Source organism: Comamonas sp. 23, assembly GCF_049601575.1.
Lineage (GTDB): Bacteria > Pseudomonadota > Gammaproteobacteria > Burkholderiales > Burkholderiaceae_C > Comamonas > Comamonas squillarum.
Map to the genome: position 1 here is coordinate 4,014,466 of NZ_CP187127.1, position 26,013 is coordinate 4,040,478.

Here is a 26,013-nt window from a genome sequence, read left to right on the forward strand (position 1 = left end):
ACAGGTTCTGCCCAGAGCCTGTGCCGCTTTTTTCATGGCCAGTTGCCGCCGATATACTGGCCTGCATGCAGATACCTCGCTACTGGGCGCAAGCGCGCCTGCGCCATGAAACCAGCCCCCGCCATGGCGCCACCGTCCAGCGCTGGGGCTGGTCCGACCAGAGCCCCGATGCCGCGCAAGCCCACGCGCAGCAGCGCGCCCAGGCCGCGCTCGACCAGGTGCTCAGCGCCCCGCAGGCGCGCAACCTCGATGCCCGCTTTCAGCGCATGGAGCGGCTCGGCGAATACGGACTGAACGACCAGACCCCCATCCGCGAAGAGATTCTGGGCCAGCGCGGCCGGGCGGTGATGACGCGCAACAGCTACGGCGCGCACTGCCTCAACACCCCCGATGTCGCCATTGCCGACATGGACTTCCCGCCGCAGCCAAAGCCCCCCAGCGCGGCACCACTGCTGATCGCGGCTTTCTTTGCGCTGGCGGCCTGCTTTGTCATCTTTGCGCAGGGCGGCGCGCTGCCCGCAATGGTGGTGCTGGCAGGCACGGTGGTGGTGATGGCGCTGTGGCTCCGGCGCTTGCTGAATGCGCGGCAGAAGCAGGCCGGCAGCGCCGATCCCCGGCAGCTGGCGCTGGAGCGGGTCACCGCCTTCAGCCAGCAGCACCCCGACTGGGGTCTGCGCGTCTACAGCACACCCAAGGGCCTGCGCATCATCGTCACCCATGAGGCCATGGCGCCCACGGACGGCGCGGTGCAGAACCTGTTCGCGGCCTTGCAGGTCGATCCGATCTACCAGCGCCTGTGCCTGCAGCAGCAGTGCTTTCGTGCCCGCGTCACCGGCAAGCCCTGGCGCATGGGCATGTCCGGCCCCAGCCCGCAGGTGCGGCGCTGGCCGGTCGCGGCCAACCAGCTGGCAGCGCGCGCAGACTGGACGCATGTCTACGACAAGCAAGCGGCGCAGTACAGCGCCTGCCGCTTCGTTGCGCAGCTGGGCCAGGCCCGCATTGCGATGGATATCCAGGCGCTGGTCGATTGGCATGACGAGGCCTGCCGGGCCGAAGAAAGCCAGCTGCCGCTGGCCTGAACGCGGCCCCAACGCGGCCTCTCGTCGCCGATAATCGGCGCATCCACCACCACGGGCTGCTTTGCACCCGCTGCGCTCCCGACGCCTGCCATGAACCGACTCAAACTCTTGATCCCTGACTGGGCCACCGAATGGGTGGACATCATCGTGCCGGCGATGCAGATCACCTTGATCCTGCTGCTGGCCATCACGCTCAACTATGTCACCCGCAAGCTCATCACCCGCGTGGCCCAGCACTACCACTGGCCGCTGGAACTGGCCGTGCCGATCAAGGGCCTGGTGCGCTGGCTCATCATTGGCGGCACCTGCCTGTTGATTCTGGAGCGCCTGGGAGTGAGCGCCACCGTGCTGTGGACGGCGTTCTCGGGCTTTGCCGCCGTTGGCGCTGTGGCCTTCTTCGCCGCCTGGAGCGTGCTGTCCAACTTCTTCTGTGCGGTGCTGATCTTCACCGTGCGGCCCTACCGGCTGGGCGACTACATCGAGGTGCTCGATGGCCTGGACAAGCCCGGGGCCAAGGGCCGCGTGGTCGATATCAACATGCTCTACACCACCATCGAAGACTTCGCAGCCGACCGCAGCCAGAGCGTGGTGCTGCAGATTCCTAACACCCATATCTTCCAAAAGGTGGTGCGCCGCTGGACCGATGATCCGCCACCGCAGCAACCCCCTGAAGCCAGCCCCGCTGTGCCAGCCGATAGGCCGGCCGCTCCCTGATACAGCCCCCGTGAGGCGCCCACCAAGCGCTGTCAGCGCCAGCCTACCGCTACTTACATCTTCGGCCCACGGCAGGTACCGGGCCCCCTGCTTAAGATGAACCATCACATGACAACAGGAGGTTTTCGATGCTTAAGTGGGCCATTATTTTTGCGGTGATCTCGTTGCTGGCCGGCGTTTTCGGCTTTACCGGTGTTGCCTCGGGCGCGGCGGGTATTGCGAAGATCCTGTTCTTCATCTTCATTGCCATCACGGTGATCTTCCTGGTGATTGCCCTGCTGGGTGTGGGCGCCGTCGCCTGACCTGTGCATTAACCATCTGACACTGACAAATGCCTGCCTTGTGCAGGCATTTTTTTGGCCCATCGCAGCTGGAGAGCTGAAGGCGATCCAGGCTAGCGCGTGACGGAACCTGGCACTACCGCACGCTGCGCTGGATCGAGCTGCCAGCGCCCGCGATGGAAGGCCTGCACGCTGTCGCGGTGGGCGACCGACACCAGCGATCCACCACGCTCACGTACCAGCTGCACCAGCTGCGCATAGACCTCGGCTTCGGTCGCCTGGTCCAGCGCGCTGGTGGCCTCATCAGCAAACACCCAGGCCGGGCGTTTGAGCAGCACCCGTGCAATCGCCAGGCGCTGCTGCTCGCCCCCGGAGAGCACGGCGTTCCAGGCGGCAACCTCATCGAGCCGCTCCATGAGCGGCGCCAACTGCGCTGCACGCAAGGCTGCCTGCAGCTGGCCATCGCCATAGTCGCTAGCAGGCTGCGGGTAGGCCAAGGCTTGGCGCAGGCTGCCATCGGGAAAATAAGGGCGCTGCGCGATGAACATGCTGTCCAGCGGCCGCTGCACCCGGCCGCGCGCAAACGGCCAGATGCCGGCCAGGCTGCGCAGCAGGGTCGACTTGCCGCTGCCCGAGCGGCCGCTGATCAGCACATCCTGGCCGGCGGCCAGTTGCAAGGCCGAATCCTCGATCACCACCCGGCCCCCCGGCAGCGCCACCTGCAGGCCCTGGGTTTGCAGATGGTCGGCCGCTTCCAGCGACGGGCCCTGGGCTTGGGCCTGGGCGCGCAGACCGGCCTCAAAGCTGGCCAGACGCCGCGTGGTAGCGCGCCAGGCGGCTATATCGCTGTAGTTGTTGACGATCCAGCTGAGCGAGTCCTGCACCTGGTTGAAGGCTGAGGCAATCTGCATCAGCTGGCCCAGCTGGATGGCGCCGCTGAAAAAGCGCGGCGCCGCAATGATGAAGGGAAACACCACGGCGGCCTGGCCAAAGAAATTGGTGAACCAGGCAAGCTTTTTTTGCTGCCGGATCAGCTGCAGGTAGTTGCCCAGCACATCGCCAAAGCGCAGGCGCAGCTGCGCGCCCTCCACCCGCTCGCCGCCGTCCATCGCAATGGCCTCGGCATGCTCACGCACCCGGACCATGTGGTGGCGGTAGTCGGCCTCCAGGCGCTGCTGCGCGATATTGAGGCCCACCTGGGGCTTGCCCAGCCAAAGCGATAGGGCGCTGCCCACGAGGCAATACACGACGGCCATCCAGACCATAAAGCCGGGAATATGCAGGCTGCCGCCACCCAGCACAGCAGGCAGGCTGAGATCCATCGCCGCGCTCAGCCCCCAGAGGATGCCGACAAAGCTGACAAAGGTGACCAGGGCGTTCAACAGCCCCATGCTGAGCGCCACGGTATAACTGCTAAACAGGTTGATGTCTTCCTGGATGCGCTGGTCGGGGTTGTCCGGCATCTGCTCGCTGCTGCTGTAGCGGCCCAGCTCCATGCGGTAGAAGGCCTTGTGGGCCAGCCAGCGGCCTTGCAGGTGCTCGGTGAGCCAGCGCCGCCAGTGCCACTGCAGCAGCTGGGTGAGGTAGAACTTGTAGACCGCAATGACGATGTAGACCAGCGCCAACCACAAAAAGCGCCAGAGCTGGTGCCAGAACACATCGGCCTGCTTGTTTTGCAGCGCGTCGTAGAACACCCGGTTCCAGCTGTTGATCTGCACCAGCATGAACACCGCTGCCAGGTTGAGCGCGACGATGGCGGCCAGCAGGCCCCAGGCGCGGAGCTTTTCCTCGGAGACAAAATAGGGCCGCGTCAGCGTCAGGGCCTCGCGGCCGGCCAGCGCCACGCGGCGCAAGGGGTTGTGAAGGGGCATATGCTCTCAGCCATCTAGGGGATAAGAGCAATCTAGAGGACGGGGCTGAGGCGAGGCTTAAACCGCTGCCGCAGCCAGCAATGCGGGCGGCCCTCCCCGGGTGACCCTACCCGGGTGGCCCTACCCGGGCAGCCCTCCCCGGGTGGCCCTACCCGCTCAGCCCAGCAGGTCCAGCGCGTCCTGGTAGGCGGGTTGGCGCATCAGCTCATCCCAGGGCTGGGGGACGGTCTCGGGCAGCAGCGCCAGGCGGCGCGATTCCGAATCCTCGTCGGGCTGCCAGCGGCCGCTGCGCAGCGCGTCGTCCATGCCATCGAGCAGCTCATCGACATGGGCGCCCAGGCCCAGGCTCTGGTTGCACAGCAGCACCATGTCGCAGCCGGCGGACAAGGCGGCCAGCGCGGCCTCGGTGTAGCTGATCAAGCTCCCATTGATGCGGCGCGCGCCTTCCATGCTCAGGTCGTCGCTGAAGATCGCGCCGTCATAGCGCAGGCGCGTACGCAGCACATCCTTGAGCCATTTCTCGCTAAAGCCGGCCGGGCGCTTGTCCACCTTGGGGTAGATGACATGGGCGGGCATCACGGCCGTCAGCACGCTGCTCAGCCACGGGTAAGGCGCGGCATCCTCGGCCAGGATGGCAGTCAGGCTGCGCCCATCGACGGGAATATCCACATGCGAATCGGCTTTCACAAAGCCGTGGCCGGGGAAATGCTTGCCGCAGTTGCCCATGCCCGCCTGCAGCAGGCCATGCATGAGGCTCTTGGCCAGCATCGCCACCACGCGCGGGTCGCGGTGAAAGCTGCGGTCACCGATCACCGAGCTTTCGCCATAGTCCAGATCCAGCACCGGGGTAAAGCTGAAATCCACCGCGCAGGCGCGCAGCTCGGCACCCAGCACATAGCCCGCTGCAGTGGCGGCATTCATCGCGCGCATCGCGCCGCTGCCCGTGCGGTGTTGGCGGCCCTGGCCGTCGTCCATCCACATCTGGCCAAAATGGCGCATCGATGGCAGGTGCGTGAAGCCATCGGTACGGAAGCGCTGCACGCGCCCGCCCTCATGGTCCACACAAATGAGCAAATCGGGCTTGATGGCCTTGATTTGCGCGCACAGCTGCACCAGCGCCGAGCGGCTCTCCCAGTTGCGGGCAAACAGGATGACGCCCCCCACCAGCGGGTGGGCCAGGCGGGCGCGGTCGGCATCGGTCAGGGCCTTGCCGGCGATATCAATGATCAGAGGAGCGTGCATGGGAGGGATGCGGACAATTCAAAAACGGGCCCTGGCAGGGCCCGGGGAGCGGGAATCAGAGCTTTTCGACGACGCAAAAGCTCGCGGCATAGTCGACCTCGTCGGTCACGGTGATATGGGCCGTCAGCCCTTGCGCCTCGAACCAGGCGGCCAGCTCGCCATGCAGCCGGATGCCCGGCTTGCCGCTGGGCAGGTTGATGACCTCGCAGTTGCGCCAGGTCATCGGCATGCGCATACCCAGGCCCACGGCCTTGCTGAAGGCCTCCTTGGCCGAAAAGCGGGTGGCCATGTAGCGCACGCCCCGGTCAGGCCAGCGCTCGCTGCGGCGGCGCCAGACGGCCAGCTCGCCCTCGGCCAGCACCTTGTGGGCAAAGCGCTCGCCCTGGCGCTCCAACGTAGCGCGGATGCGGCGGATATCGCAGATGTCGGTGCCAATACCGTAGATCATGCTGTCACAGACCTGGGCGTGCGGTTACAGCAGCACGCCATCGGCGCGGGCATCGAGCGAGCGGCGGTAGGCACGCACGGCTTCGGCGTAGCCCATCTCCAGCGCATCGGTGACAAAGGCGTGGCCAATCGACACTTCCAGCACCTGGGGCACATGGGTCACAAAGGGGGTGAGGTTGCGCAGGCTCAGGTCATGGCCGGCATTGACGCCCAGGCCCACAGCCTGCGCCGCCTTGGCCGCGGCCACGTAGCGCGCCAATTGCACACTTTGCTCCGGCGTGCCAAAGGCGGCCGCATAGGGCTCGGTGTAGAGCTCGACCCGGTCGGCGCCCACCGCCTTGGCAGCGGCCATCTGCTCGGGGATCGGGTCCATGAACAGGCTCACGCGCACACCCAGTGCCTTGCACTCGTCCACCAGCGGCTTGAGGCGCTCGGCGTCTTGCGGAAAGTTCCAGCCATGGTCGCTGGTGAACTGGTCCTCGCCATCGGGCACAAAGGTGGCCTGGTGCGGGCGGTACTGGCGCACGTAGGTCATCAGATTTTGGAAAGGATTGCCTTCGATGTTGTACTCGCGCTTGACCGGCCAGGTGGCGATCACATCGGCCAGCCGCTCCACATCGCCCGGGCGGATATGGCGCTCGTCCGGCCGCGGGTGCACGGTGATCCCCTGCGCGCCCGCTTCCAGGCACAGACGTGCCGCACGCGTCACGCTGGGGATGTCCAGGTGGCGGGTGTTACGCACCAGTGCCACCTTGTTGAGGTTGATAGACAGGGCAGTTTTCACGGGGGTAGTCATAGTGATTGGATATCCATCATCAACTGGCGCGTACGCAATACCGGCTGACCACAATGGTGTTGCAGTAGCGTACGCAACTGAACTTTTAACTCTGCGGCGCACAACACGCAAGCCCTGAGCACTGCGGGATAGGGGTTTGCAGCGGACAGCGCTTGCTCCAAGCCCTCCCATTGTGCACCGCTGAGCCCCGCCCTGTCCTGCCCATGGGCCTCGCGCAGGCCGGCGTCGGGCACCAGCACATAGCGGGTGGCGGGCTGGAGCGGCTGCAGCGACAGGGTTTGCGCCGCCAGCGATGGCAGCAGCCCCAGCTCGCGCAGCAGCAGCAGCTCAAAGGCGCGCAGCACGGGCTCGAGCACCTCGCCATGGTCGGTGGCCAGCACCCGCACCACACCGGCATAGATGTCGAACAGGTTGGCAAACGGGTCTTCGCGCGCCAACAGCCGCATCAGCAGCTCATTGAGGTACAGGCCCGAGAGCAGGCCCGCGCCCACCGGCATCGTGTGGCCGCCTACCCACTCGGCGCTTTTGAGCGTATGGATGTCCGAGGCCCCCTCGCCCGCGATGCCCCAGGACAGGCGCAGCGGCTGCAAGGCCAGCAGCACCGGCCTAAAGTTGGACGTGGGTTTTTTAACGCCCTTGGCGACCAGGGCTACGCGTCCCCGGTGCCGGGTAAAGCATTCCAGCACCAGGCTGGATTCACTCCAGTCATACCGGTGCAGGATGTAGGCCGGTTCTTCATTGACGCGCTTGACAGCCATGGCTCAGGGGGTGCAGTACGTGACCCCGTTGGGGCCAGAGAAGAGATCGGGTATCACGCACTGGGCGCCGACCGGGCACAGCAGGCGGTGCGCCGGTATGCGCCAGGCTTGCGCTTATTCGTAGCCGAAGGACTTGACCCGGGCCTCGTCATCGGCCCAGCCGGACTTGACCTTGACCCAGACTTCCAGGAACACCTTGGCGCCCAGCAGCTTTTCGAGCTCCTGGCGTGCCTCGGTGCTGATGCGCTTGAGCTTCTCGCCCTTCTCGCCAATCACCATGGCCTTGTGGCCATCACGTTCGACAACGATGGTCGCTGCAATGCGCATGAAGCGGCCATGCGTCTTGCTGGGCTCCTCGTCGAACTTGTCGATGACAACGGTCGAGGTGTAGGGCAGCTCATCACCGGTGAAGCGAAAGAGCTTCTCGCGCACGGTCTCGGACGCCAGGAACTTCTCGCTGCGGTCGGTCAGCTCTTCAGGACCGTAGAACCAGGCCTGCTCGGGCAGGTACTTTTCGCAGATGCCGAACAGGCGCTCGATATCGCCCTTGTTCTTGGCCGACATCGGCACGAATTCGGCAAAGGGGTGGCGCTCCTGCATGTCGCGCAGCCAGGGCGCAATCTCGTGGCGGCGGTGCACGGTGTCGAGCTTGTTGGCGATCAGCAAGGTGGGAATGCCGGGCTTGAACAGCGACAGCACCTTGGCGTCGGCCAAGGTGAAGCTGCCCGCCTCCACGACAAACAGGATCAGGTCCACATCGCCGATGGCGCCCATCACCGTCTTGTTGAGCGACTTGTTCAAGGCGCGCGAGTGGCGGGTCTGAAAGCCCGGCGTATCGACAAACACGAACTGGGTGTTGTCCTTTGTGCGGATACCGGTGATGCGGTGGCGTGTGGTCTGCGCCTTGCGCGAGGTGATCGAGATCTTCTGGCCGACCAGGGCATTCATCAACGTGGACTTGCCCACATTGGGCTTGCCGACGATGGCAATCAGACCGCAGCGCTGCGGGCCGGTGGGCGCGGCAGGCGCCTCGGCCTGGTCGGCATCGGGGGCGCTGACGCGTGCCACAGTCGCGCCGGGCTTGGCGGCCGCGAGCATCGCATCCAGGTCAGAGAGGGTCTGGCCCGAAGGCAACAGCTCTGCAGGGTCTTGGCCAGCAGCGCTTGGAGATAGGGGTTTTTTCGAGGTCATAAAAAGCTTAGCGATGCTGGGTCTGCAGTTGTTGCAACATGATGGCGGCTGCCGCCTGCTCGGCCGCACGGCGCGATGCGCCAGCGCCTTCGCTGCGGGCCTGAAAGGCCGGCACCACACAGTCGACATGGAAGGTCTGCGCATGCGCAGCCCCGGTTGTGCCGGTCACCACATACTCCGGCACCGATTTCTTGCGTGCCTGCAGCCACTCCTGCAGCGCCGTCTTGGCATCCTTGGATGCGGCGGGCATGTGCTGCGAGATTTCGACACGCTCATAGAGATGATGCACGATCGCCTCGGCCCGCGTGTAGCCGGCATCCAAGTAAACCGCTCCAATAATCGCCTCGACCGCATCGGCGAGTATCGAGGGGCGCTCACGCCCCCCCGATTTAGACTCCCCTTCGCCCAGGCGCAGCACCTTGGCCAGCTGCAGGCGCAGCGCAATCTGGTGCAAGGTGTCTTGCTTGACCAGGTTGGCGCGCATGCGCGAGAGCTCGCCCTCCGGGGTGCCCTTGAGCTTCTGGAACAGCATCGTCGATACCGCCAGGCCCAGCACCGAGTCGCCCAGAAACTCCAGGCGCTCATTGTGATCCGCACAAAAACTACGGTGCGTTACCGCTCGCTGCAGCAACGCACCGTTCGCAAAAGAATACTGCAGGCGTTCCTGCAATCGACTGAGTTCTGATTCCACCTACTTCACACTATCGTTAAAACGGAAGACCAGAAAGGCTGGCCCGTACAAGGGGATGTCCCGCTCGTAGCTGTAGGACACCACAATCTTGCCGTCCGTGTCTTTGGTCACTTCCAAATCCTTGGCATTGACCGAGGTCATGTCATCAATCGCCTGCGAGCGCTCATAGATGGCGCGCACTTCCTGCACCGTCGTGCCCTGGCGGGCAGCCTTGACGGCGGCCTTCTTGATGTTCATGTTCTCGATCACGATCGGGACTGCCTTGCTGCCCACAATGGCCAGGGCCACGATGATGAAACCCCAGAGCACCACACCGATGAACGACATGCCGCGCTGGCGCTGCCGGGGTGCTTGTTTCATAGCCTGCATAGTCAATCCCTCTTAGAAAACTTTTTTAGTTAAACGGTCCGATACGCTTGATGTTACCGAAATTCATCCAGACAAAGAAGGCCCGGCCGACAATATTGGCATCCGGCACAAAGCCCCAGTAACGGGAATCCAACGAGTTGTCGCGGTTGTCACCCATCATGAAGTAATGGCCTTCGGGCACCTTGCAGGTCACGCCCTCGACGCTGTAGCGGCAGTTGTCCTTGTACTTGAAATCCGTCACGCCCTGCACGAAGTTGGGCACGTCCGGGTTGATGATGGAGCGGTGCGGCTTGTCGCCCAGCTGCTCTTCAATCTGCTTGAAGTAGCGCATCGCATCCTGCTCGAAGTAATCGGGCTGGTTGGTCGTCGGCACCGCCTTGCCATTGATGGTCAGGCGCTTGTTGATGTAGGCCACCTCGTCACCGGGCACACCCACCACACGCTTGATGTAGTCCATGCTCGGCTGCGGGGGGTAGCGGAACACCATCACATCGCCGCGCTTGGGCGCCGTGCCTTCGGTGATCTTCTTGTTGATCACCGGCAGGCGCACCCCATAGGTGAACTTGTTGACCAGGATCAGGTCGCCCACCTGCAAGGTGGGAATCATCGAGCCCGACGGAATCTTGAAGGGCTCAAACAGGAAAGAGCGCAGGATGAAGACCACCGCGATCACCGGAAAGAGGCCCGCGGTCCAATCCAGCCACCAGGGCTGCATCAACAGGCGCGCCTTGCCTTCTTGCACATCGTCGCCGTCAACCTTGTCGATGCCCTGGGCATCGAGCTGGCGGCGCCGCTCGGCCGCCGAGACCTCGAGCTGGGCAGCGGCCGCCTGGCGCCGGGGGAAGAAGTAAAAGCGCTCTGCCAGCCAGTAGGCGCCGGTGATCACCGTGGCCAAAAACAGCAGCAGTGCAAAATTGCCTTCGATGGCGCCGCTGTACCAGGCGCCCATATAGGCCACAAAAGCGGCCAGAATCAGTGTTGTCAGGAGTTGCATAGCGTTGTTCTTGGCTTCTTCTCTTCTTAATCGTCCACTTGCAAAATCGCCAGGAACGCCTCTTGGGGCACTTCCACCGAGCCGATCTGCTTCATGCGCTTCTTGCCGGCCTTCTGCTTTTCCAGCAGCTTGCGCTTACGCGTGATGTCGCCACCATAGCACTTGGCCAGCACGTTCTTGCGCATGGCCTTGACCGTTTCGCGGGCGATGATGTTGGCACCAATCGCCGCCTGGATCGCCACGTCGAACATCTGGCGGCTGATGATTTCGCGCATCTTGGCAACCACGGCGCGGCCACGGTAAACCGACTGCGAACGGTGCACGATGATGGACAGCGCGTCCACCTTCTCGCCGTTGAGCAGGATGTCGACCTTGACCACGTCGGAGGCCCGGTATTCCTTGAACTCGTAGTCCATCGAGGCATAGCCACGCGAGACCGATTTGAGCTTGTCAAAGAAGTCCAGCACGATCTCGCCCAGTGGCATCTCATAGGTCAGCATCACCTGGCGGCCGTGGTAGGCCATGTCCATCTGCACACCGCGCTTCTGGTTGGCCAGGGTCATCACCGGGCCGACATAGTCCTGGGGCATGTAGAGGTGCACGGTCACGATGGGTTCGCGCACCTCTTCGAGACGGCCGGCATCTGGCATCTTCGAGGGGTTTTCCACATCGACGAGTTCGCCATCGGCCTTGAGCACCTGGTAGACCACGCTGGGCGCGGTGGTGATCAGGTCCTGGTCGAACTCGCGCTCGAGACGCTCCTGCACGATTTCCATGTGCAGCAGGCCCAGGAAGCCGCAGCGAAAGCCAAAGCCCAGCGCCTGCGAGACTTCGGGCTCGTAGTGCAGCGCCGCATCATTGAGCTGGAGTTTTTCCAGCGCATCACGCAGCTGGTCGTACTCGGACGCTTCGGTCGGATACAGGCCGGCAAACACCTGGGACTTGACTTCCTTGAAGCCCGGCAGCGGCGCGCTGGCCGGGCCCAGGTTGTTGGGCAGCTTCTTTTCCAGGGTGATGGTGTCGCCCACCTTGGCGGCCTTCAGCTCCTTGATGCCGGCAATGATGTAACCCACCTCGCCGGCCCTGAGCACATCGCGCGACTCGTTGGCGGGCGTGAACACGCCCAGGCTGTTGGCCTCATAGGCCGCGCCGGTGGCCATCATCTTGAAACGCTCGTTCTTCTTGAGCTGGCCGTCGACCACGCGCACCAGCATCACGACGCCCACATAGGGGTCAAACCAGCTGTCCACGATCATCGCGCGCAGGGGTGCCTCGGGCTCGCCCTTGGGTGGCGGCACCTTGGCCACCACGGCTTCCAGAATTTCTTCAATGCCCATGCCTGTCTTGGCCGAGCAGGGAATCGCATCGCTCGCATCAATGCCAATCACATCCTCGATCTCGGCCTTGGCATTGTCCGGGTCTGCATTGGGCAGATCCATCTTGTTGAGCACGGCAAACACTTCCACGCCCAGGTCCAGCGCGGTGTAGCAGTTGGCCACTGTCTGCGCTTCGACACCTTGGGAGGCATCGACCACCAGCAGCGCGCCTTCGCAGGCCGACAACGAGCGCGAGACTTCATAGGAGAAGTCCACGTGGCCGGGGGTATCGATCAGGTTGAGGTTGTAGACCTTGCCGTCCTTGGCCTTGTACTGCAAGGCCGCCGTCTGCGCCTTGATCGTGATGCCGCGCTCTTTCTCGATGTCCATCGAGTCCAGCACCTGTGCCTCCATGTCGCGCTCAGCCAGGCCTCCGCAATACTGGATCAGGCGGTCCGCCAAGGTCGACTTGCCATGGTCAATATGGGCAATGATGGAAAAATTACGAATGTGCTGCATTAACAAACAACGGAAAAAGGCCTGGAATCTGGCGCGCACGCCAAAGGGGCTGGAGATTCCAGCCAAAACACGCATTGTAGGCAAAAAGCAATGCACCCCGGCGGGGATGGCTCGATCCCGCCAGGGTGCCACTCGATGCGACCTCTTCCGCCTTCATCAGTGCCACTGCATCTCGCCCTTGGCCACCTTGGCGCTCAGCGCCAGGCTTTCGAGGCCGCCCAGGTTGGGGAAGCGCTGCTTCATCGCCGCTTCCAGCGCCGCGCCATCCTTGGCCTTGGCCGTTTCTTCGTCAAAGGCGCGAATGTAGTCAGCGGTGAAGTCCAGCGCCGCCGTGCCAGCGGGCATCACGCCGGCAAAGTGGCCGGGGATCACGACCTCCGGGTTCAATGCCTTGATGCGCGCCAGCATCGCCAGCCAGTCGCTATGCGACTGCGGCGTCTGGGTATCGGCCATCCAGACATGCTCACCGGCCAGCACCGGGATGCCACCGGCCACGGTCTTGATCGACGGAATCCACACCACGGTGCGGTCCGGTGTCGGGCCATCGAGGCCGATCAGCTGCAAGGCCTGGCCATCCACCTGCAGGCTGTCGCCTTGCAGCGGCTGGGGCACCACCAGCTGCTTGGGCGCGTTCTCACCCAGCTGCGGCCCCCAGACCTTGAGCTTGGCGTCCTTGGTGGCCTCGATATGGGCAATGGTCTGCGGTGTGGCCACAATCCTGGCCTCGGGGAACGCGGCCTGCAGGGTGTCCAGACCAAAGTAGAAGTCCGGGTCGCCATGGCTGATATAGATCGTCGTCAGGCGCTTGCCGGTGGCCTTGATCTTGTCGGCCAGCTTGCGCGCCTGCTCGGCCGAGAACTGCGCATCGATCAGCAGCACCTCGCTCTTGCCCTGCACCAGCACCGAGGACACGGCAAAGATCGCCTGCTCGCCCGGGTTGAAGACCTCGGTGGTCAGCGCAACTTGCTGGGTGTCGGCCGGCGCGGGGGCTGCCGGCGCACTGGCGGCTGGCGCAGCAGGCGCCGATGCCGTGCTGCTGCGCTCACAGCCGGCCAACAGGGCGGCGGCCAGTGCGCAGGCCGACAGCGTGTAGTAGTGTTGTTTCATGGTCGTGTTTGCTTTCAAAAGAGAAGTGAAAAAAGGTGGGCGCAGGCGAGGCTGCACCCCAGGGATTCAGACATCGGCAGCGATGCGCTCTGCAATAGCTTGCGCAATCGCCGCCTGCAGTTTTTCCAGCTCCCGGGCCAGACTCTCGCGCTGGCGAAAGCGCTTTCCCGCGCGCTCATACCAGTTCTCGGCGTCTTCCAGATCGCCTTCTTGCAAATGCACGATGCCATGCAGCCAGGCGGCCATGAGGCCGGAGTAGCGCTGCACACCATCGTGGGCGGCATGCCAGTCGCCCGCTTGCAACCGGGCCGCCAGCACTTGCAGCTCGCGCAGTTCGTCGGCGCTGTACATGGCCGTCATGGCTGCATCGCTTGCAGCATGGGGGCGCTGTCCACCACCTGCTCCATGCGGATGATCTGGCCATCGCGCAGCTGGTACAGGTGCGAAAAGCTCGCCACCATGGCCTTGCCGCTGGCGCGGTGCGTGCCGGTGTAGCGGCCAAAAGCGGCGACCCGGTCGCCATCGGCCAGGTAGGTATGTACCTGAGCGCTGAACACCGCCCAGTCGCTGCTAATCCGCGCAAATACGCCCTCCACGATCTGCGCCGCGCCAACATACTGGCCCGCATAGGGCGAGCCTGCAGCCTCGATCCACAGCACCTCGGGCGCGAGCGCGGCCATCAAATGGCGGGCGTTGTCCTCGGGGCTGCCTTCATAGGTGGCAGCAATGGTGTCCAGGTTGCTGGTGGTCATACAGTCTCCGTACAGGTTCAGGCGGCCAGCCATTGCGCCACAAAGGCTTCGGGGTTGGAAAAAGCGGTGCTTGCGTTGAGCAGCTGGCGCTGGCCATCGCGCTCCAGCACAAAGCTGGGCACGCCTTGGGCGCCCAGCTCGCGCATCAGCTGCCGGGCCTGCGCCACGCGTGCGCTGTTGGCTTGCAGCAAAGCGGCATCGGGCTGCGCCAGCCGGGCGGCCGCGTCATCCAGGCCCAGGCCGCGCAGCAACTCCAGCAACACGGCGATGGCGGTGTTGTCCAGCCCATCGACATAGCGCGCATGCTGGATCGCCTTGAGCGCCTCGGCCTCGCGCTGCGGCGCGGTCAGGTGCACGGCAGTGAGCGCCACCGTGGCCGGGCCACTGTCAAACATCTGCTGGGGCTTGTCCAGCACCTCGCTGCGGTAGCGCTGGCTAAAGGGCTGGCCGGTCAGGCGCTCGATACGCTGGTCATTGCTCCAGGCGTAGGCCGCAAAGGCCTCATCCATGGGGCGGGCACCTTCGCCCGAGAAAAGGCCGCTGGGCAGCAGCTGCAGCTGCTCGCCACTGCGCTGCACCAGGGTTTCCAGCAGCGGGCCCGCGCCATAGCACCAGCCGCACAGGGGGTCAAAAAGGTAGTACAGACGTTTCATATCTATTCCATATCGGATGCAATGCCGCCATAGTAGGTGGTTTGGATTGACAAATAAATAGATATCAAATAGATAATTCGTATGCAAAAAGCAAACAATGTGAACGATACCAGCCTTGGCCACTTCTCCAACCTCAAGCGCCTGGCCTATTTCAGTGCGGTGGTCGAGACCGGCAGCTTCACGGCCGCCGCCGAGCGCCTGGGCATCACCAAGGCCGTGGTCAGCCAGCAGGTGGCCCGGCTGGAGGCGGACTTCCGCACCAGTCTGCTCACCCGCAGCACGCGCAAGGTGGCCCCCACCGATGCGGGCCAGGCCTTCTACCAGCGCTGCGCACTGATCCTCAAGGAAGCCGCAGACGCCTTTGATGAACTGTCACAGTCGGCCCAGGCACCCTCGGGCACCTTGCGGCTGACCGCCCCGCTCGACTACGGCATCGCGGCCATCGTGCCGGCGATTACCGCGTTCTGCCGCCGCTACCCGCAGTGCAAGGTCGATGCGTCGCTCAGCGACCAGTCGCTGGATTTGATGGACGGCCAGGTGGAGCTGGCCATCCGCGTGGGCTGGCTCACCGAGCTGCATCTGCAGGCGCGCCAGATCGGCAGCTTTCGCCAGCTGCTGGTGGCCGCACCTGCCTGGCGCAGCCAGCTGGCTGGCATCCAGGAGCCCCAGCAGTTGCGCGCCCTGCCCTTTGTTGCCAACACGGCGCTGCGCGAACCGCTGCACTGGAGCTTTTCGCGCAGCGCGCTGGAGCGCCAGAATGTCAATATGCCCTCGGTGCTGTCGCTCAACGCCACGATGGCCGTGCGCGAGGCAGTGCGCCACGGCGCGGGCCTGTCGGTGCTGCCCGACTATGCGGTGGCGGACGACCTGCACAGCGGCCGGCTGCTGCAGGTGCTGCCCGACTGGAAGCTGCCCTCGGGCGGCATCCATGCGGTGTTCCCTGCCGCGCGCTTTCGCCCAGTCAAGGTGCGTGCCTTTGTCGAACTGCTGCAAGAGCAGCTGGCGCAGCAAGAGACCCATGACGAAGGCCCCCACACTCCGAAAAATGGGCCGTCCGCTGCACCCCATTGAGGAGCTGGGTACGATCGATCACGCCTGCGGCACCGGGCCGCAGTGCAACCCCGCTTGACAGGAGACCCCAGCATGGCAGCAGCAGTAGAACGTGGCGAGATCGGCCAGTACCGTGGCGTAAAGATAGAACTTGTCACGGTGGACGCCACCGGGGCGCAGGTCGACCTCTCCTGCGCCTGCATGTTCACGCATGAAGTGGACCACCAGCCCCTGGCAGGCGGCCTGGCCAACCTCGATGCCGCCCTGGGCGGCCAGCTGGCCCAGGCCCGGCGCGATGGCGCCTTCCGCGCCCAGCCGCTCGAGACGCTGCTCATCACCCCGCCTGCGGGCGCCGCGCAAGCCGCTGCCATCTTGGTCATCGGCATGGGCCACCCCGAAGACTGGAGCCCGGCGACCAGCGCAGCGGCCGTGGCCTGCGCACTGCGCGTCGGCCAGTTGCGCAATGCCCGCAGCATTGCGATCGCGCCCAGCATTCTGGACACCGGCATCCACTCCGATGAAGACGTCAACGGCCCCATGCTGCATGGCTTCAAGACCCAGCTCGATGCGCTGCACCAGCTGCACAGCCTGGGGCTGGCGCCCGCGCCTGCGATCGGGCACTGGGTGTTTGACACCGGTGCCGCCCACTACCCGCACAAGCTGCAGCAGTACCAGCAAGCGTTTGCATCCATGATGGGCTGAGGGTCTGCCAAACCGCAGCCTTGACCGCTGCGGCATGCGGCCTACAATGGGCCGCTTCTTTACCTGTGCGAGGTCTTCTACCCATGCGCCATTGATGCTGCCGTCTTGTTGACGGCCCCACGTCCCGCCCCTTGATGGCAGCGGCTGCCCTGTCTAACGGGCGCCAAGGCTGCAGGCTCACCAGCCATGGCGCGGGGATGTTCGGCATCGATGACATCGCACGGGTATGACAGACACACATTTGGCGCTGCATGGCGTCTCCTATTCGCTGCCGCAAGGCCGGCCGCTTTTCTCCGATCTCCACGCCCGTTTTGACCGCCAGCACACCGCGCTGGTCGGCCGCAATGGCGTGGGCAAAACGGTGCTGGCACGGCTGCTGGCCGGCGAGCTCGAGGCGACGCGTGGCCGCATCAGCCGCGCAGGCCGCATCCACTACCTGGCGCAGAACCTGCTGGTGCAGCACCCCGGCCAGAGCATTGCCGCGCTGGCTGGGCTGGCGCCTGCACTGGCGGCCTTGCAGCGCATCGAGCAAGGCAGCAGCGACCCGCAGGACTTTGCCCTGGTGGCCGAGCGCTGGGATCTGCGCCAGCAGTTCCAGACCCTGCTGCAAGACAGCGGCTTGCCCGCGCTGCCCGCAGAGACCCCGGCCAGCGCATTGAGCGGCGGCCAGGCGATGCGCTTGGCGCTCTTGGGCGCGCAACGGGCCCAGGCCGATTTTCTGATTCTGGACGAGCCCAGCAACCACCTCGATGCCGCGGGCCGCGCCGCACTGGCGCAGCGCCTGCGGCATTGGCCCGGCGGCCTGCTGCTGATCAGCCATGACCGGCGCCTGCTCGCGCAGATGGAGACGATTGCCGAGCTGAGCAGCCAGGGACTGCAGCTGTACAGCGGCTCCTTTGGCGGCCACCAGCAGGCCCAGCAGCAGCGCACGCAACTGGCGGCGGATGCGCTGGCCCGCAGCAAGCAGGAGCGCAAACGCGGCGAGCAGGCGCTGCGCGCGCAGCAAGAGCGGCAGGAGCGAAGGCAGGCCAGAGGCGCAAAAGAGGGCAAGCAAGCCAACCAGGCCAAGATCCTGCTGGGCGGCGCCAAGCAGCGCGCCCAGGCATCGTCAGGCAAACTGCTGACCCAGCATGCCACTGCCCGCGAGGCGCTGAACGCCCGCGTCAGCGAAGCGGCCCAGGCCATCGACTGGCAGGCCGGCCCCATCCACTGGCAGCTGCCGCCCGAGGCCTTTGATCGGTGCCGCAGCAGCGATGCCATCGTTGCCGAGCTGCAGGCGCTGCAGTCACCGCGCCTGCCCGGCGCGCAGCCCCTGAACCTGCAGCTGCGCGCGGGCCAGCGCCTGGCCATCACAGGGCCCAATGGCAGCGGCAAAAGCAGCCTGCTGCAGATCCTCGCCGGCCAGTTGGCCCCCAGCGCCGGACAGCGGCAAGTGCATGTGCCCTGGGCCATGCTGGACCAGCAGCAAAGCGGGCTGGACCCGGCGCAAAGCCTGCTCGCCCAGCTGCAGCAAAGCAACTGCCAGACACCGGAAGGCGTGCTGCGCATGCGCCTGGCGCAGCTGGGGCTCGATGCGCGCTGCATTCTGCAGCCCAGCGGCCAGCTGAGCGGTGGCGAACGGCTCAAAGCTGCGATGGCCTGCGCGCTGTACCGCGATGCGCCCGCGCAGCTCCTGCTGCTGGACGAACCGGACAATCACCTGGACCTGTCCGCACTGCAAGCGCTGGAGGACATGCTGCGCAGCTACCCGGGCTGCCTGGTTGTTGTCTCGCACGATGAGGCGCTGCTTGATGCGCTGGCGCTGACGCACCGGCTGGCGCTCGATAGCGACCGCTGGCAGATGGCGCCATGGAGAAACGATGCACCCATTTAGCCACCACCTGGTGGTACCCGGAAGTTCTCGCTGATGCGCTGCTCGGCGCGCTGGCACAGATCCAGCCAGCGGCGCCAGCGCCTGGCCAGCCAGCCGAGCGGCAGCTGGGCAGCTATAGGTGGCGGCTGCTGGAGCCTGGAATCGGGGAGTGGTCGAGGGTTTTGCATGGACACCGATGCTCGGCGCCGGCCAGACTTCTGTAAAGTTGAATTTCCTATGCATTCACTTCAGAAAAACTGATGCGAAACCTCAACCTCGACCAGGTGCAAACCCTGGTCGCCATCGCCGACCTGGGCACCTTTGCCGCAGCCGCGCAAGCGCTGCACCTGTCGCCACCGGCGATCAGCCTGCATATCAAGGAGCTGGAGGCGCGCATGGACACGGCCCTGCTGCTGCGCGGCCGGCGCCAGGCGGTGCTTACGGCAGCGGGCGAAGTGCTGGTGGCCCAGGGCCGCCAACTGCTCGACGCCAGCGATGAGCTGATCGACCTGGTGCAGCGCCGCGCCAGTGGCCGCGAAGGCCTGGTCAAGGTGGGCGTCTCGGCAGGGGTAAGCACACGCCTCTTGCCGATGATGCTCGAGCAACTCAGCCAGCGCAGCCCGGGCGTCGAGGTCAAGCTCGAAGCGGTGGGCTCGGCCGATGCGATGCAGCGCCTGCGCGCGGGATCGCTCGATGTGGCGATTGTGGCCAGCCCCCAGCCCAGCAGCGCCGAGATTGTGCTCACGCCCTGGCGCAATGACCCGATGGTGGTGCTGCTGCCCGCGGCCTGGAAGGCGCCCAAGCGGGTGACGCCGGACTGGTTGGCGGACAAGCGCTGGGCCTCGTTTGCGCCGGCCACGCAAATGCATGGGCTGATTGCCGGCTGGTTCGGCCAGGCAGGCCACCACCCCCGGCCATTTCTCACGCTCAGCTACCCCGGCGCCCTCAAAAGCCTGGCAGCGGCCAGCCAAAGTGCGGTGATCCTGCCGCTCGAAGAGGTGGAAGACCAGCTGCACCTGCCTGGCGTGCAGGTGCGCCAGCTCTGGCCCCGGCTGATGCGCCCCATGGCCGTGGCCCACCGCCGCGATGGCAGCCACAACCCGGCAGCCGCTGCAGTGCTGGAGGTGCTGGCCGCTTTTGCACTACCCCGCTGATGTCCTGTGTTTGACAGGGGGCAGCACCTCACGCCTGCCATCATGGCTGCATACCAACAAGGAGACATGCATGGCAGACAAGATCGGTTTTATCGGCCTGGGCCGCATGGGCAAGCCCATGGCCGCCAACCTCGTCAAAAAGGGTTTTGCACTGGTTGTGCATGACCTGAACCCGACAGCGGTCAAGGACCTGGTCGCGATGGGCGCGCAAAGCGCCGGCGTGGCCGAGCTGGCCCGCGACTGCAGCATCATCGTCACCATGCTGCCCTCGTCGGTGGAGGTGGAACAGACGTCGCTGGGCGATGGTGGCATCTTTGCGCATGCCCAGCCCGGCAGCATTCTGATGGACATGAGCACCATCGACCCGCTAGCGACCGACCGGCTGGCCCAGCAGGCCGCTGCCAAGGGCCTGACGATGGTGGATGCGCCCGTGGGCCGCCTGGCCGAGCATGCCGACCGGGGCGAGTCGCTCTTCATGGTGGGCGCGAGCGACGCCGATCTGGCCCGCGTGCAGCCCTTGCTCGACGCCATGGGCACCACCACGCACCACTGCGGCCCGGTGGGCACGGGCGGGCGCACCAAGCTGGTCAACAACTACCTGGCTGTCACCCTGACCCAGGTGAATGCCGAGGCGTTGGCGCTGTCGCAGCGCTTTGGCCTCGATATCACCAAGACCTTGCAGGTGCTGCTGGGCACCTCGGCCACCAATGGCCAGCTGCGCATGAACTTTGCCAACAAGGTGCTGCAGGGTGACACCACGCCGGGCTTCACGATCGACCTGGCCCACAAGGACATGTCGCTGGTCGTCGCTGCCGCCCATGCCAGCAAGGTGCCCATGCCGGTGGCCGCGGCCGTGCACGAGTCCTACAGCCTGGCCCGCGCCAGCCAGCATGGCGGTCTCGATTTTTCAGGCATGGCCGATGTGCTCTGCGGCCTGGCCGGCATTGACAAGCCGCGCGTACCCAAGGGATGGACACCGGGCTAAGGCGCCCACCCAGGAGGCGGTAATGTCAGCCTCCGTCCTATGGCCGCAGCCGCGCAAACGGGGTACAAAGGCTGCTGCTCCACCATCCGCAGCCTTGCCCATGTCCGCTCCCATCCCTGCCCATATCGCGTCGCTTTGGCGCAATAACGACAAGATTGCCGCCATCAAGCGCCTGCGCGAAGAAACCGGCATGGGCCTGGCAGAAGCCAAGCATGCGCTGGAATCACAGCTGGATGGCGGCGACGGCCATGAGCCGCCACGCGAGGGTGCCGCGCTGCGAACTGCCATCGAGACGGCATTGGCCCGGGGCGACAAGATCGTCGCCATCAAGCTGCTGCGGGATGCGACCGGCATCGGCTTGAAGGACGCCAAGGACCGCATTGAATCGGGCGACCCGCAGCAATGGCTGGTCGAGGCCCATTTGCCCCACACCCCCAGCCACCCAGCGCCCGCGCCCGCAGGTACCGCAGCCTGGATGGCCCCCGGCCATGAACCCGGCCGGGTGCAAAGCTCGGGCGCCTGGACGGCCGTATTCGTGGTGGTGCTGGCCCTGGTGCTGGCGGGCTGGTACTTCTGGCGCGCCTGATCGGCCCAGCACGCCAGCTTCTGAATCAGCGCAGAAAGTCCGCTGCGCTGTGCCGCTCGGGCATCGGCGAGCTACCGCGCACCTTGTTGACCCGCTGGCCGCGTTGCACCGCAGGGCGCTGCGCGATCTCATCGGTCCAGCGGCGCACATGCTGGTAGGACTCGACATCCAGGAACTCGGCCGCGTTGTAGACCTCGTTGTTCAGCAGCGCGCCATACCAGGGCCAGGCGGCCATGTCGGCAATGCTGTAATCCTGCCCAGCAATAAAGCGCTGCTCGGCCAGTTGGCGGTTGAGCACATCGAGCTGGCGCTTGACCTCCATCGCATAGCGGTTGATCGGGTAGGCCATCTTCTCTGGCGCATAGGCATAGAAGTGGCCAAAGCCGCCGCCCAGAAAGGCCGCACTGCCCACCTGCCAGAACAGCCAGTTCAGCACCTCGGTGCGGGCTGCGCCCTCCTTGGGCAGGAACTGGCCAAACTTCTCGGCCAGGTGCAGCAGGATGGAGCCCGACTCGAACACGCGTACAGGCGTGCTGCCGCTGCGGTCGAGCAGCGCGGGGATCTTGGAGTTGGGGTTGACCTCGACAAAGCCGCTGCCAAATTGGTCGCCTTCGCCGATATTGATCAGCCAGGCGTCGTACTCGGCCTCGGCAATGCCCAGCTCCAGCAGCTCTTCGAGCATGATCGTCACCTTGACGCCATTGGGCGTGCCCAGCGAATACAGCTGCAAGGGGTGCTTGCCCACCGGCAGCAGCTTGTCATGCGTGGCGCCCGCTTCGGGGCGGTTGATATGGGCGAATGCGCTCCCATTGCCTTTGTCCCAGGTCCAGACCTTGGGCGGTTGGTAGGCTTGATCCGACATGCTTTACCTCAGCTTTCTGTGTAGGGCTGGGGCCCACCGCTGCGGCCCGGCGGGGTGCGGGCGCAAGTGCGGTAAGGCCACCTGCTGCCGATCATAGAGAGGAGCCCAGCGCGCTGCAGCAGTGCCGAAAAAGACCACAACGCAGGTTGCGGCCCCTTGACGCCATCTTGATGCCAGCCCACGCAGTCTAGATATGCGCTCAATGCCAGGCTTTCTACAGTGGAGGCCTCTCCACCCAGGGCTTGACCTGCAAGCCAGCCTCCATGAAACCTGTCGCCATCCTCCAGCATGAAACCTCGCAGGGCCCAGGCGTGCTGCTCGCGCATTTGCAGCAGCACGGCATCCCCTATGCATTGATCAGGCCCTGCAACGAGGGCATCGCAGCCATGCGCGCGCGTGATTACCGCGGCATCATTGTGCTGGGCAGCAACCATTGCGCCAATGAGCAGCTGCGCTGGATCGAGCAGGAGCGCTGCCTGTTGCAAAGCGCCCTGGCGGCGGACGTGCCCGTGCTCGGCCACTGCTTTGGCGCGCAGATGCTGGCCCGTGCGATGGGCGCGCGCGTCTGGCGCAACCCCTGCGCCAACATCGGCTGGGGTCGCGTCTGGGTCACGCCCCAAGCCCAAGAACAGATGGACTTGCCCGCCGAGGCCACCATCTTCAACTGGCACTACGACAGCTTTGAGATTCCGCCAGGCGCAAGCCGCAGCATGTACGGCCGCCACTGCCTGAACAAGGGCTTTGTGCATGGACGCCATTGGGCCTTCCAAGGCCATCTGGAGGTCACCGCGCAAAGCGTGCGCGACTGGTGCGATGAAGGTGCGCCCGAGTTGCGCAGCGCAGCTGGCCCCGCCGTGCAAAGCCGGGCGCAGATCCTGGCGCAATTGCCCCAGCACATCCGCCAGTTGCACCAGATTGCCGCGCGCAGCTACAGCGCCTGGACGGCACAACTGCCGCGCCCGCGCCTGTTTTATATGCCGGTGTGGGGAGAGGCGCGCCTGGCGCTGGCATAAGCCGGCACCCACAAAAAAGCCGGGGCATTGCTGCACCGGCTTTGGACGAGGGAAAGCCTAAAAAGCTTAGACCTTCAGCACGGCCACGCCGCCCAGGTAAGGTTGCAGCGCTTCTGGCACCGTCACCGAGCCGTCAGCATTCTGGTAGTTCTCCAGCACGGCCACCAGGGTGCGGCCCACGGCCAGGCCCGAGCCGTTCAAGGTGTGGACCAGCTCATTCTTGCCTTGCGCGTTCTTGAAGCGGGCCTGCATGCGGCGGGCCTGGAAGGCTTCGCAGTTGCTCACCGAGCTGATTTCGCGGTAGGTGTTCTGCGCGGGCAGCCAGACTTCCAGGTCATAGGTCTTGGCAGCGCCAAAACCCATGTCGCCGGTCGACAGCGCCAGCACGCGGTACGGCAGGCCCAGGCGCTGCAGCACGTCTTCGGCATGGCGCGTCATCTCTTCGAGCGCCTCGTAGCTCTTGTCCGGATGCACCACCTGCACCATCTCGACCTTGTCGAACTGGTGCTGGCGGATCAGACCACGCGTGTCGCGGCCGGCCGAGCCCGCTTCCGAGCGGAAGCAAGGGCTGTGCGCCGTCAGCTTGATGGGCAGCTGGTCTTCGCTCAGCACTTCGTCCCGCACCAGATTGGTGAGCGGCACTTCCGAGGTCGGGATCAGGTAGAGCGCCGCAGTATCGGGCACCGGCTCGGCATCCTGGCCGCCCTTGTTGGCGGCAAACAGGTCCTGCTCGAACTTGGGCAGCTGGCCCGTGCCCTTGAGCGAGTCGCTGTTGACGATGTAGGGCACATAGCACTCGGTGTAGCCGTGCTGCTCGGTCTGCAGGTCAATCATGAACTGCGCCAGCGCGCGGTGCAGGCGGGCGATCGGGCCCTTCATCACCGTAAAGCGCGAGCCGGTCAGCTTGACGCCAGCCTCAAAGTCCAGGCCCAGCGGCATGCCGACATCGACATGGTCCTTGATCTCGAAATCAAAGCTGCGCGGCGTGCCCCAGCGGCGCACTTCGACGTTGGCCGACTCGTCCTCGCCCACCGGCACGCTCTCGTGCGGCAGGTTGGGCACGGCCACCAGCATGGCCTGCAGCTCGGCCTGCAGTTCATCCAGGCGCGTGGCCGACTGTTCCAGCTCGGTCTTCATCGCGGCCACATCGACCTTGGCCGCTTCGGCCGCGTCCTTCTCGCCCTTGCCCATCAGCATGCCAATTTGCTTGGACAGCTGGTTGCGCTTGGCCTGCAGCTCTTCGGTGCGGGTCTGGATGGTCTTGCGCTCGGCCTCCAAGGCCTTGAAGGCTTCGACATTCAAAAACGCCTGGGGGCTCTTGCGGGTCTGCAAACGGGCGATGACCGAGTCCAGGTCTTTGCGTAGCAACAAAATATCAAGCATGAATTACCTCTTGGGGTGGGGCAGCGCCTAGGCCTGCCCAATGAAAGGGGGTGGGGGTGGGCACTGCCCACCGCGATAAACGGGAGTGGACGAGCCGCCAGGCCACCAGGCCTCGTTCAGCGACCCGTCTCCGGAGATCGTGCAGAAATCTCCAGCCCGCCGACATCGATTTTCAGGCCCTTGGGCAGCGGGAACTTCACGGTCTCTTCGATGCCATCCATCTTGCGCACCGAGGTCGCGCCCAGCACCTTGATGCGCTCGATCACCTGCTTGACCAGCACCTCGGGGGCCGAGGCGCCTGCCGTCAGGCCCACGCGGGCGATGCCGTCAAACCATTCGGGTTGGAGCTCGTCAGCGTTGTCCACCATATAGCCCGGCGTGCCCAACTTGACGGCCAGCTCGCGCAGGCGGTTGCTGTTGGAGCTGGTGGGGCTGCCCACGACGATCACCAGGTCCACCTGGCTGCTCATCACCTTGACGGCATCCTGGCGGTTCTGCGTCGCATAGCAAATGTCCTGCTGCTTGGGCTCGCGGATCTGCGGAAAGCGCAGCTTGACGGCAGCCGTGATCTCGGCGGCATCGTCCACGCTCAACGTGGTCTGGGTCACCACCGCCAGTTTGTCGGTCTGGCTGGGGTGGACATGGGCCACATCACCCACCTCTTCGACCAGGTGGATGCCTTCGGACAGCTGGCCCATCGTGCCTTCGACCTCGGGGTGGCCCTTGTGGCCGATCATGATGAACTCATAGCCCTCTTTGGCCAGCTTGGCCACTTCCACATGGACTTTGGTCACCAGCGGGCAGGTGGCGTCGAAAATGCTAAAGCCTCGGCGCTCGGCCTCCAGCTGCACGGCCTTGCTCACGCCATGGGCCGAGAAGATCAAGGTGGCGCCGGGCGGCACGTCATCGAGCTCTTCGATGAAGATCGCGCCCTTGGCCTTGAGGTCGTTGACCACATAGGTGTTGTGCACAATCTCGTGGCGCACATAGATGGGCGCGCCAAATTTCTCGATCGCACGCTCGACGATCTCGATCGCCCGATCCACGCCCGCACAAAAGCCGCGCGGCTCGGCCAATACGATTTCCTGGGGCCGCAACATGCTCAGAGCACCCCGATCAGCTGGACTTCAAAGGTCACCGGCTGGCTGGCCAGCGGGTGGTTGAAGTCAAATTGCACTGCGCCATCGTCGCGCACCTGCATCGCCACACCGGCATAGGTGCTGGCACCATCGGGGGTGGGGAACTGCACCACATCGCCCAGGGTGTACTGCTCCATCGGATCGCCCAGCTCATTGAGCAGGCGGCGCGCCACCCACTGCACCATGTCCGGGTTGCGCTCGCCAAAGGCTTCGCCGGCGGGAACGTGGAAGGTCGCATGCGTGCCCTCGGGCAGACCCAGCAGCAGGTTCTCGACCGACGGCGACAGCTCACCCATGCCCAGCGACAGGGTCGCGGGTTTGCCTTCAAAGGTGTTGATCACATCGCCCGCCGGGCCAGCCAGGCGGTAGTGCAAGGTCAGAAACGATCCGGGTTGTACCACTGGCGCATCGGCAGGCAGCGGCGTCACGGGGGCCATCGGAGTAGTCATGCAAATCCCTATAAACTGGGGTGTATTGTAGGTTGTAGGGTGAAACCCCTGCATGCAA

29 protein-coding genes are annotated in these 26,013 nt (G+C 64.9%); 10 read left to right on the forward strand and 19 right to left on the reverse strand.

Features of this window, described 5'->3' with window-relative positions; translation table 11 throughout:
* The first annotated feature begins 65 nt into the window (after positions 1–65).
* From ACPEE1_RS18140 to ACPEE1_RS18150, 3 genes are all read left to right on the forward strand, one after another.
* A complete protein-coding gene (locus ACPEE1_RS18140; RefSeq protein ID WP_116924761.1) occupies positions 66–1,079 on the forward strand; it encodes a hypothetical protein in 1,014 nt (337 codons plus the stop codon).
* 90 nt (positions 1,080–1,169) lie between these two features.
* On the forward strand, positions 1,170–1,793 hold the full coding sequence (locus ACPEE1_RS18145) for a mechanosensitive ion channel domain-containing protein (protein ID WP_116924760.1): 624 nt from the start codon (positions 1,170–1,172) through the stop codon (positions 1,791–1,793).
* 128 nt (positions 1,794–1,921) lie between these two features.
* A complete protein-coding gene (locus tag ACPEE1_RS18150; protein WP_021026435.1) occupies positions 1,922–2,095 on the forward strand; it encodes a DUF1328 domain-containing protein in 174 nt (57 codons plus the stop codon).
* 92 nt (positions 2,096–2,187) lie between these two features.
* On the opposite strand, the gene ACPEE1_RS18155 is transcribed toward ACPEE1_RS18150, so the two are convergent.
* The 14 genes from ACPEE1_RS18155 to ACPEE1_RS18220 form a co-directional block, all read right to left on the reverse strand.
* Positions 2,188–3,945: an ABC transporter ATP-binding protein/permease gene (locus ACPEE1_RS18155; protein WP_182345127.1), complete on the reverse strand. Its 1,758-nt coding sequence runs from the start codon at positions 3,943–3,945 to the stop codon at positions 2,188–2,190.
* A gap of 156 nt (positions 3,946–4,101) precedes the next feature.
* Positions 4,102–5,187 (reverse strand): beta-N-acetylhexosaminidase, encoded by a 1,086-nt coding sequence (nagZ, locus tag ACPEE1_RS18160; RefSeq protein ID WP_116924758.1) that lies wholly within the window; start codon positions 5,185–5,187, stop codon positions 4,102–4,104.
* A 55-nt stretch (positions 5,188–5,242) separates the two neighbouring features.
* The gene (gene acpS, locus ACPEE1_RS18165) at positions 5,243–5,635 is read right to left on the reverse strand and encodes a holo-ACP synthase (RefSeq protein ID WP_116924757.1); all 393 of its coding nucleotides are present in this window, start codon (positions 5,633–5,635) and stop codon (positions 5,243–5,245) included.
* Between the two features lie 24 nt (positions 5,636–5,659).
* Complete coding sequence (locus ACPEE1_RS18170; protein ID WP_027010795.1) at positions 5,660–6,430, reverse strand: pyridoxine 5'-phosphate synthase; 771 nt, start codon at positions 6,428–6,430, stop codon at positions 5,660–5,662.
* Complete coding sequence (gene recO, locus ACPEE1_RS18175; protein ID WP_116924755.1) at positions 6,427–7,188, reverse strand: DNA repair protein RecO; 762 nt, start codon at positions 7,186–7,188, stop codon at positions 6,427–6,429. Before recO ends, ACPEE1_RS18170 begins: the two co-directional genes overlap by 4 nt.
* Positions 7,189–7,302: 114 nt before the next feature.
* Positions 7,303–8,286 carry a GTPase Era gene (gene era, locus ACPEE1_RS18180; RefSeq protein WP_116924754.1) on the reverse strand — a complete coding sequence of 328 codons (984 nt, stop codon included), beginning with the start codon at positions 8,284–8,286 and terminating at the stop codon, positions 7,303–7,305.
* A 100-nt stretch (positions 8,287–8,386) separates the two neighbouring features.
* Positions 8,387–9,070: a ribonuclease III gene (gene rnc / locus ACPEE1_RS18185; protein ID WP_116924753.1), complete on the reverse strand. Its 684-nt coding sequence runs from the start codon at positions 9,068–9,070 to the stop codon at positions 8,387–8,389.
* Entirely contained in the window at positions 9,071–9,439 is a 369-nt protein-coding gene (locus ACPEE1_RS18190) for a DUF4845 domain-containing protein (RefSeq protein WP_043339557.1), read from the reverse strand.
* A gap of 25 nt (positions 9,440–9,464) precedes the next feature.
* A complete protein-coding gene (lepB, locus tag ACPEE1_RS18195) occupies positions 9,465–10,433 on the reverse strand; it encodes a signal peptidase I (protein ID WP_182345125.1) in 969 nt (322 codons plus the stop codon).
* A gap of 26 nt (positions 10,434–10,459) precedes the next feature.
* On the reverse strand, positions 10,460–12,268 hold the full coding sequence (lepA, locus tag ACPEE1_RS18200) for a translation elongation factor 4 (protein WP_021026425.1): 1,809 nt from the start codon (positions 12,266–12,268) through the stop codon (positions 10,460–10,462).
* A gap of 156 nt (positions 12,269–12,424) precedes the next feature.
* A complete protein-coding gene (locus ACPEE1_RS18205; protein WP_182345124.1) occupies positions 12,425–13,375 on the reverse strand; it encodes an MBL fold metallo-hydrolase in 951 nt (316 codons plus the stop codon).
* 66 nt (positions 13,376–13,441) lie between these two features.
* Positions 13,442–13,735 carry a hypothetical protein gene (locus ACPEE1_RS18210; protein ID WP_232539548.1) on the reverse strand — a complete coding sequence of 98 codons (294 nt, stop codon included), beginning with the start codon at positions 13,733–13,735 and terminating at the stop codon, positions 13,442–13,444.
* Entirely contained in the window at positions 13,732–14,127 is a 396-nt protein-coding gene (locus ACPEE1_RS18215) for a nuclear transport factor 2 family protein (RefSeq protein ID WP_423934277.1), read from the reverse strand. The genes ACPEE1_RS18210 and ACPEE1_RS18215 overlap by 4 nt, the downstream gene beginning before the upstream one ends.
* A gap of 17 nt (positions 14,128–14,144) precedes the next feature.
* Positions 14,145–14,780 carry a DsbA family protein gene (locus ACPEE1_RS18220; RefSeq protein ID WP_116924750.1) on the reverse strand — a complete coding sequence of 212 codons (636 nt, stop codon included), beginning with the start codon at positions 14,778–14,780 and terminating at the stop codon, positions 14,145–14,147.
* Between the two features lie 81 nt (positions 14,781–14,861).
* On the opposite strand from ACPEE1_RS18220, the gene ACPEE1_RS18225 reads away from it, so the two are divergent.
* The 3 genes from ACPEE1_RS18225 to ACPEE1_RS18235 all read left to right on the forward strand — a co-directional run bounded on the left by ACPEE1_RS18225 (position 14,862) and on the right by ACPEE1_RS18235 (position 18,405).
* Positions 14,862–15,851 (forward strand): LysR family transcriptional regulator, encoded by a 990-nt coding sequence (locus ACPEE1_RS18225; RefSeq protein WP_182345123.1) that lies wholly within the window; start codon positions 14,862–14,864, stop codon positions 15,849–15,851.
* Between the two features lie 72 nt (positions 15,852–15,923).
* Positions 15,924–16,532 (forward strand): M17 family peptidase N-terminal domain-containing protein, encoded by a 609-nt coding sequence (locus ACPEE1_RS18230; RefSeq protein ID WP_165841121.1) that lies wholly within the window; start codon positions 15,924–15,926, stop codon positions 16,530–16,532.
* A 226-nt stretch (positions 16,533–16,758) separates the two neighbouring features.
* Positions 16,759–18,405: an ABC-F family ATP-binding cassette domain-containing protein gene (locus tag ACPEE1_RS18235; RefSeq protein WP_423934282.1), complete on the forward strand. Its 1,647-nt coding sequence runs from the start codon at positions 16,759–16,761 to the stop codon at positions 18,403–18,405.
* On the opposite strand, the gene ACPEE1_RS18240 is transcribed toward ACPEE1_RS18235, so the two are convergent.
* Positions 18,402–18,572, reverse strand: a complete 171-nt coding sequence (locus tag ACPEE1_RS18240) for a hypothetical protein (RefSeq protein WP_165841120.1) — start codon at positions 18,570–18,572, stop codon at positions 18,402–18,404. The genes ACPEE1_RS18235 and ACPEE1_RS18240 overlap by 4 nt on opposite strands.
* A gap of 72 nt (positions 18,573–18,644) precedes the next feature.
* Between ACPEE1_RS18240 and ACPEE1_RS18245 the strand changes: the two genes are divergently transcribed.
* The 3 genes from ACPEE1_RS18245 to ACPEE1_RS18255 all read left to right on the forward strand — a co-directional run bounded on the left by ACPEE1_RS18245 (position 18,645) and on the right by ACPEE1_RS18255 (position 21,109).
* Positions 18,645–19,538: a LysR family transcriptional regulator gene (locus tag ACPEE1_RS18245; RefSeq protein ID WP_116924746.1), complete on the forward strand. Its 894-nt coding sequence runs from the start codon at positions 18,645–18,647 to the stop codon at positions 19,536–19,538.
* A gap of 70 nt (positions 19,539–19,608) precedes the next feature.
* A complete protein-coding gene (locus ACPEE1_RS18250; protein ID WP_423934285.1) occupies positions 19,609–20,523 on the forward strand; it encodes an NAD(P)-dependent oxidoreductase in 915 nt (304 codons plus the stop codon).
* A gap of 100 nt (positions 20,524–20,623) precedes the next feature.
* Entirely contained in the window at positions 20,624–21,109 is a 486-nt protein-coding gene (locus tag ACPEE1_RS18255; RefSeq protein WP_182345121.1) for a ribosomal protein L7/L12, read from the forward strand.
* 25 nt (positions 21,110–21,134) lie between these two features.
* Here the strand turns inward: ACPEE1_RS18255 and yghU are convergent, their stop codons facing one another.
* Positions 21,135–21,971 (reverse strand): glutathione-dependent disulfide-bond oxidoreductase, encoded by an 837-nt coding sequence (gene yghU, locus ACPEE1_RS18260; protein WP_182345120.1) that lies wholly within the window; start codon positions 21,969–21,971, stop codon positions 21,135–21,137.
* A 263-nt stretch (positions 21,972–22,234) separates the two neighbouring features.
* Between yghU and ACPEE1_RS18265 the strand changes: the two genes are divergently transcribed.
* Positions 22,235–22,984 (forward strand): type 1 glutamine amidotransferase, encoded by a 750-nt coding sequence (locus tag ACPEE1_RS18265; protein ID WP_116924916.1) that lies wholly within the window; start codon positions 22,235–22,237, stop codon positions 22,982–22,984.
* Positions 22,985–23,050: 66 nt separating this feature from the next.
* Here ACPEE1_RS18265 and serS read toward each other — a convergent pair whose 3' ends face one another.
* From serS to ACPEE1_RS18280, 3 genes are all read right to left on the reverse strand, one after another.
* The gene (serS, locus tag ACPEE1_RS18270; RefSeq protein WP_423934288.1) at positions 23,051–24,367 is read right to left on the reverse strand and encodes a serine--tRNA ligase; all 1,317 of its coding nucleotides are present in this window, start codon (positions 24,365–24,367) and stop codon (positions 23,051–23,053) included.
* Between the two features lie 116 nt (positions 24,368–24,483).
* Positions 24,484–25,467, reverse strand: coding sequence for a 4-hydroxy-3-methylbut-2-enyl diphosphate reductase (gene ispH, locus ACPEE1_RS18275; RefSeq protein ID WP_021026409.1), 984 nt, complete (start codon positions 25,465–25,467; stop codon positions 24,484–24,486).
* Positions 25,468–25,469: 2 nt separating this feature from the next.
* Positions 25,470–25,955 carry an FKBP-type peptidyl-prolyl cis-trans isomerase gene (locus ACPEE1_RS18280; protein ID WP_232539547.1) on the reverse strand — a complete coding sequence of 162 codons (486 nt, stop codon included), beginning with the start codon at positions 25,953–25,955 and terminating at the stop codon, positions 25,470–25,472.
* Positions 25,956–26,013: the final 58 nt, after the last annotated feature.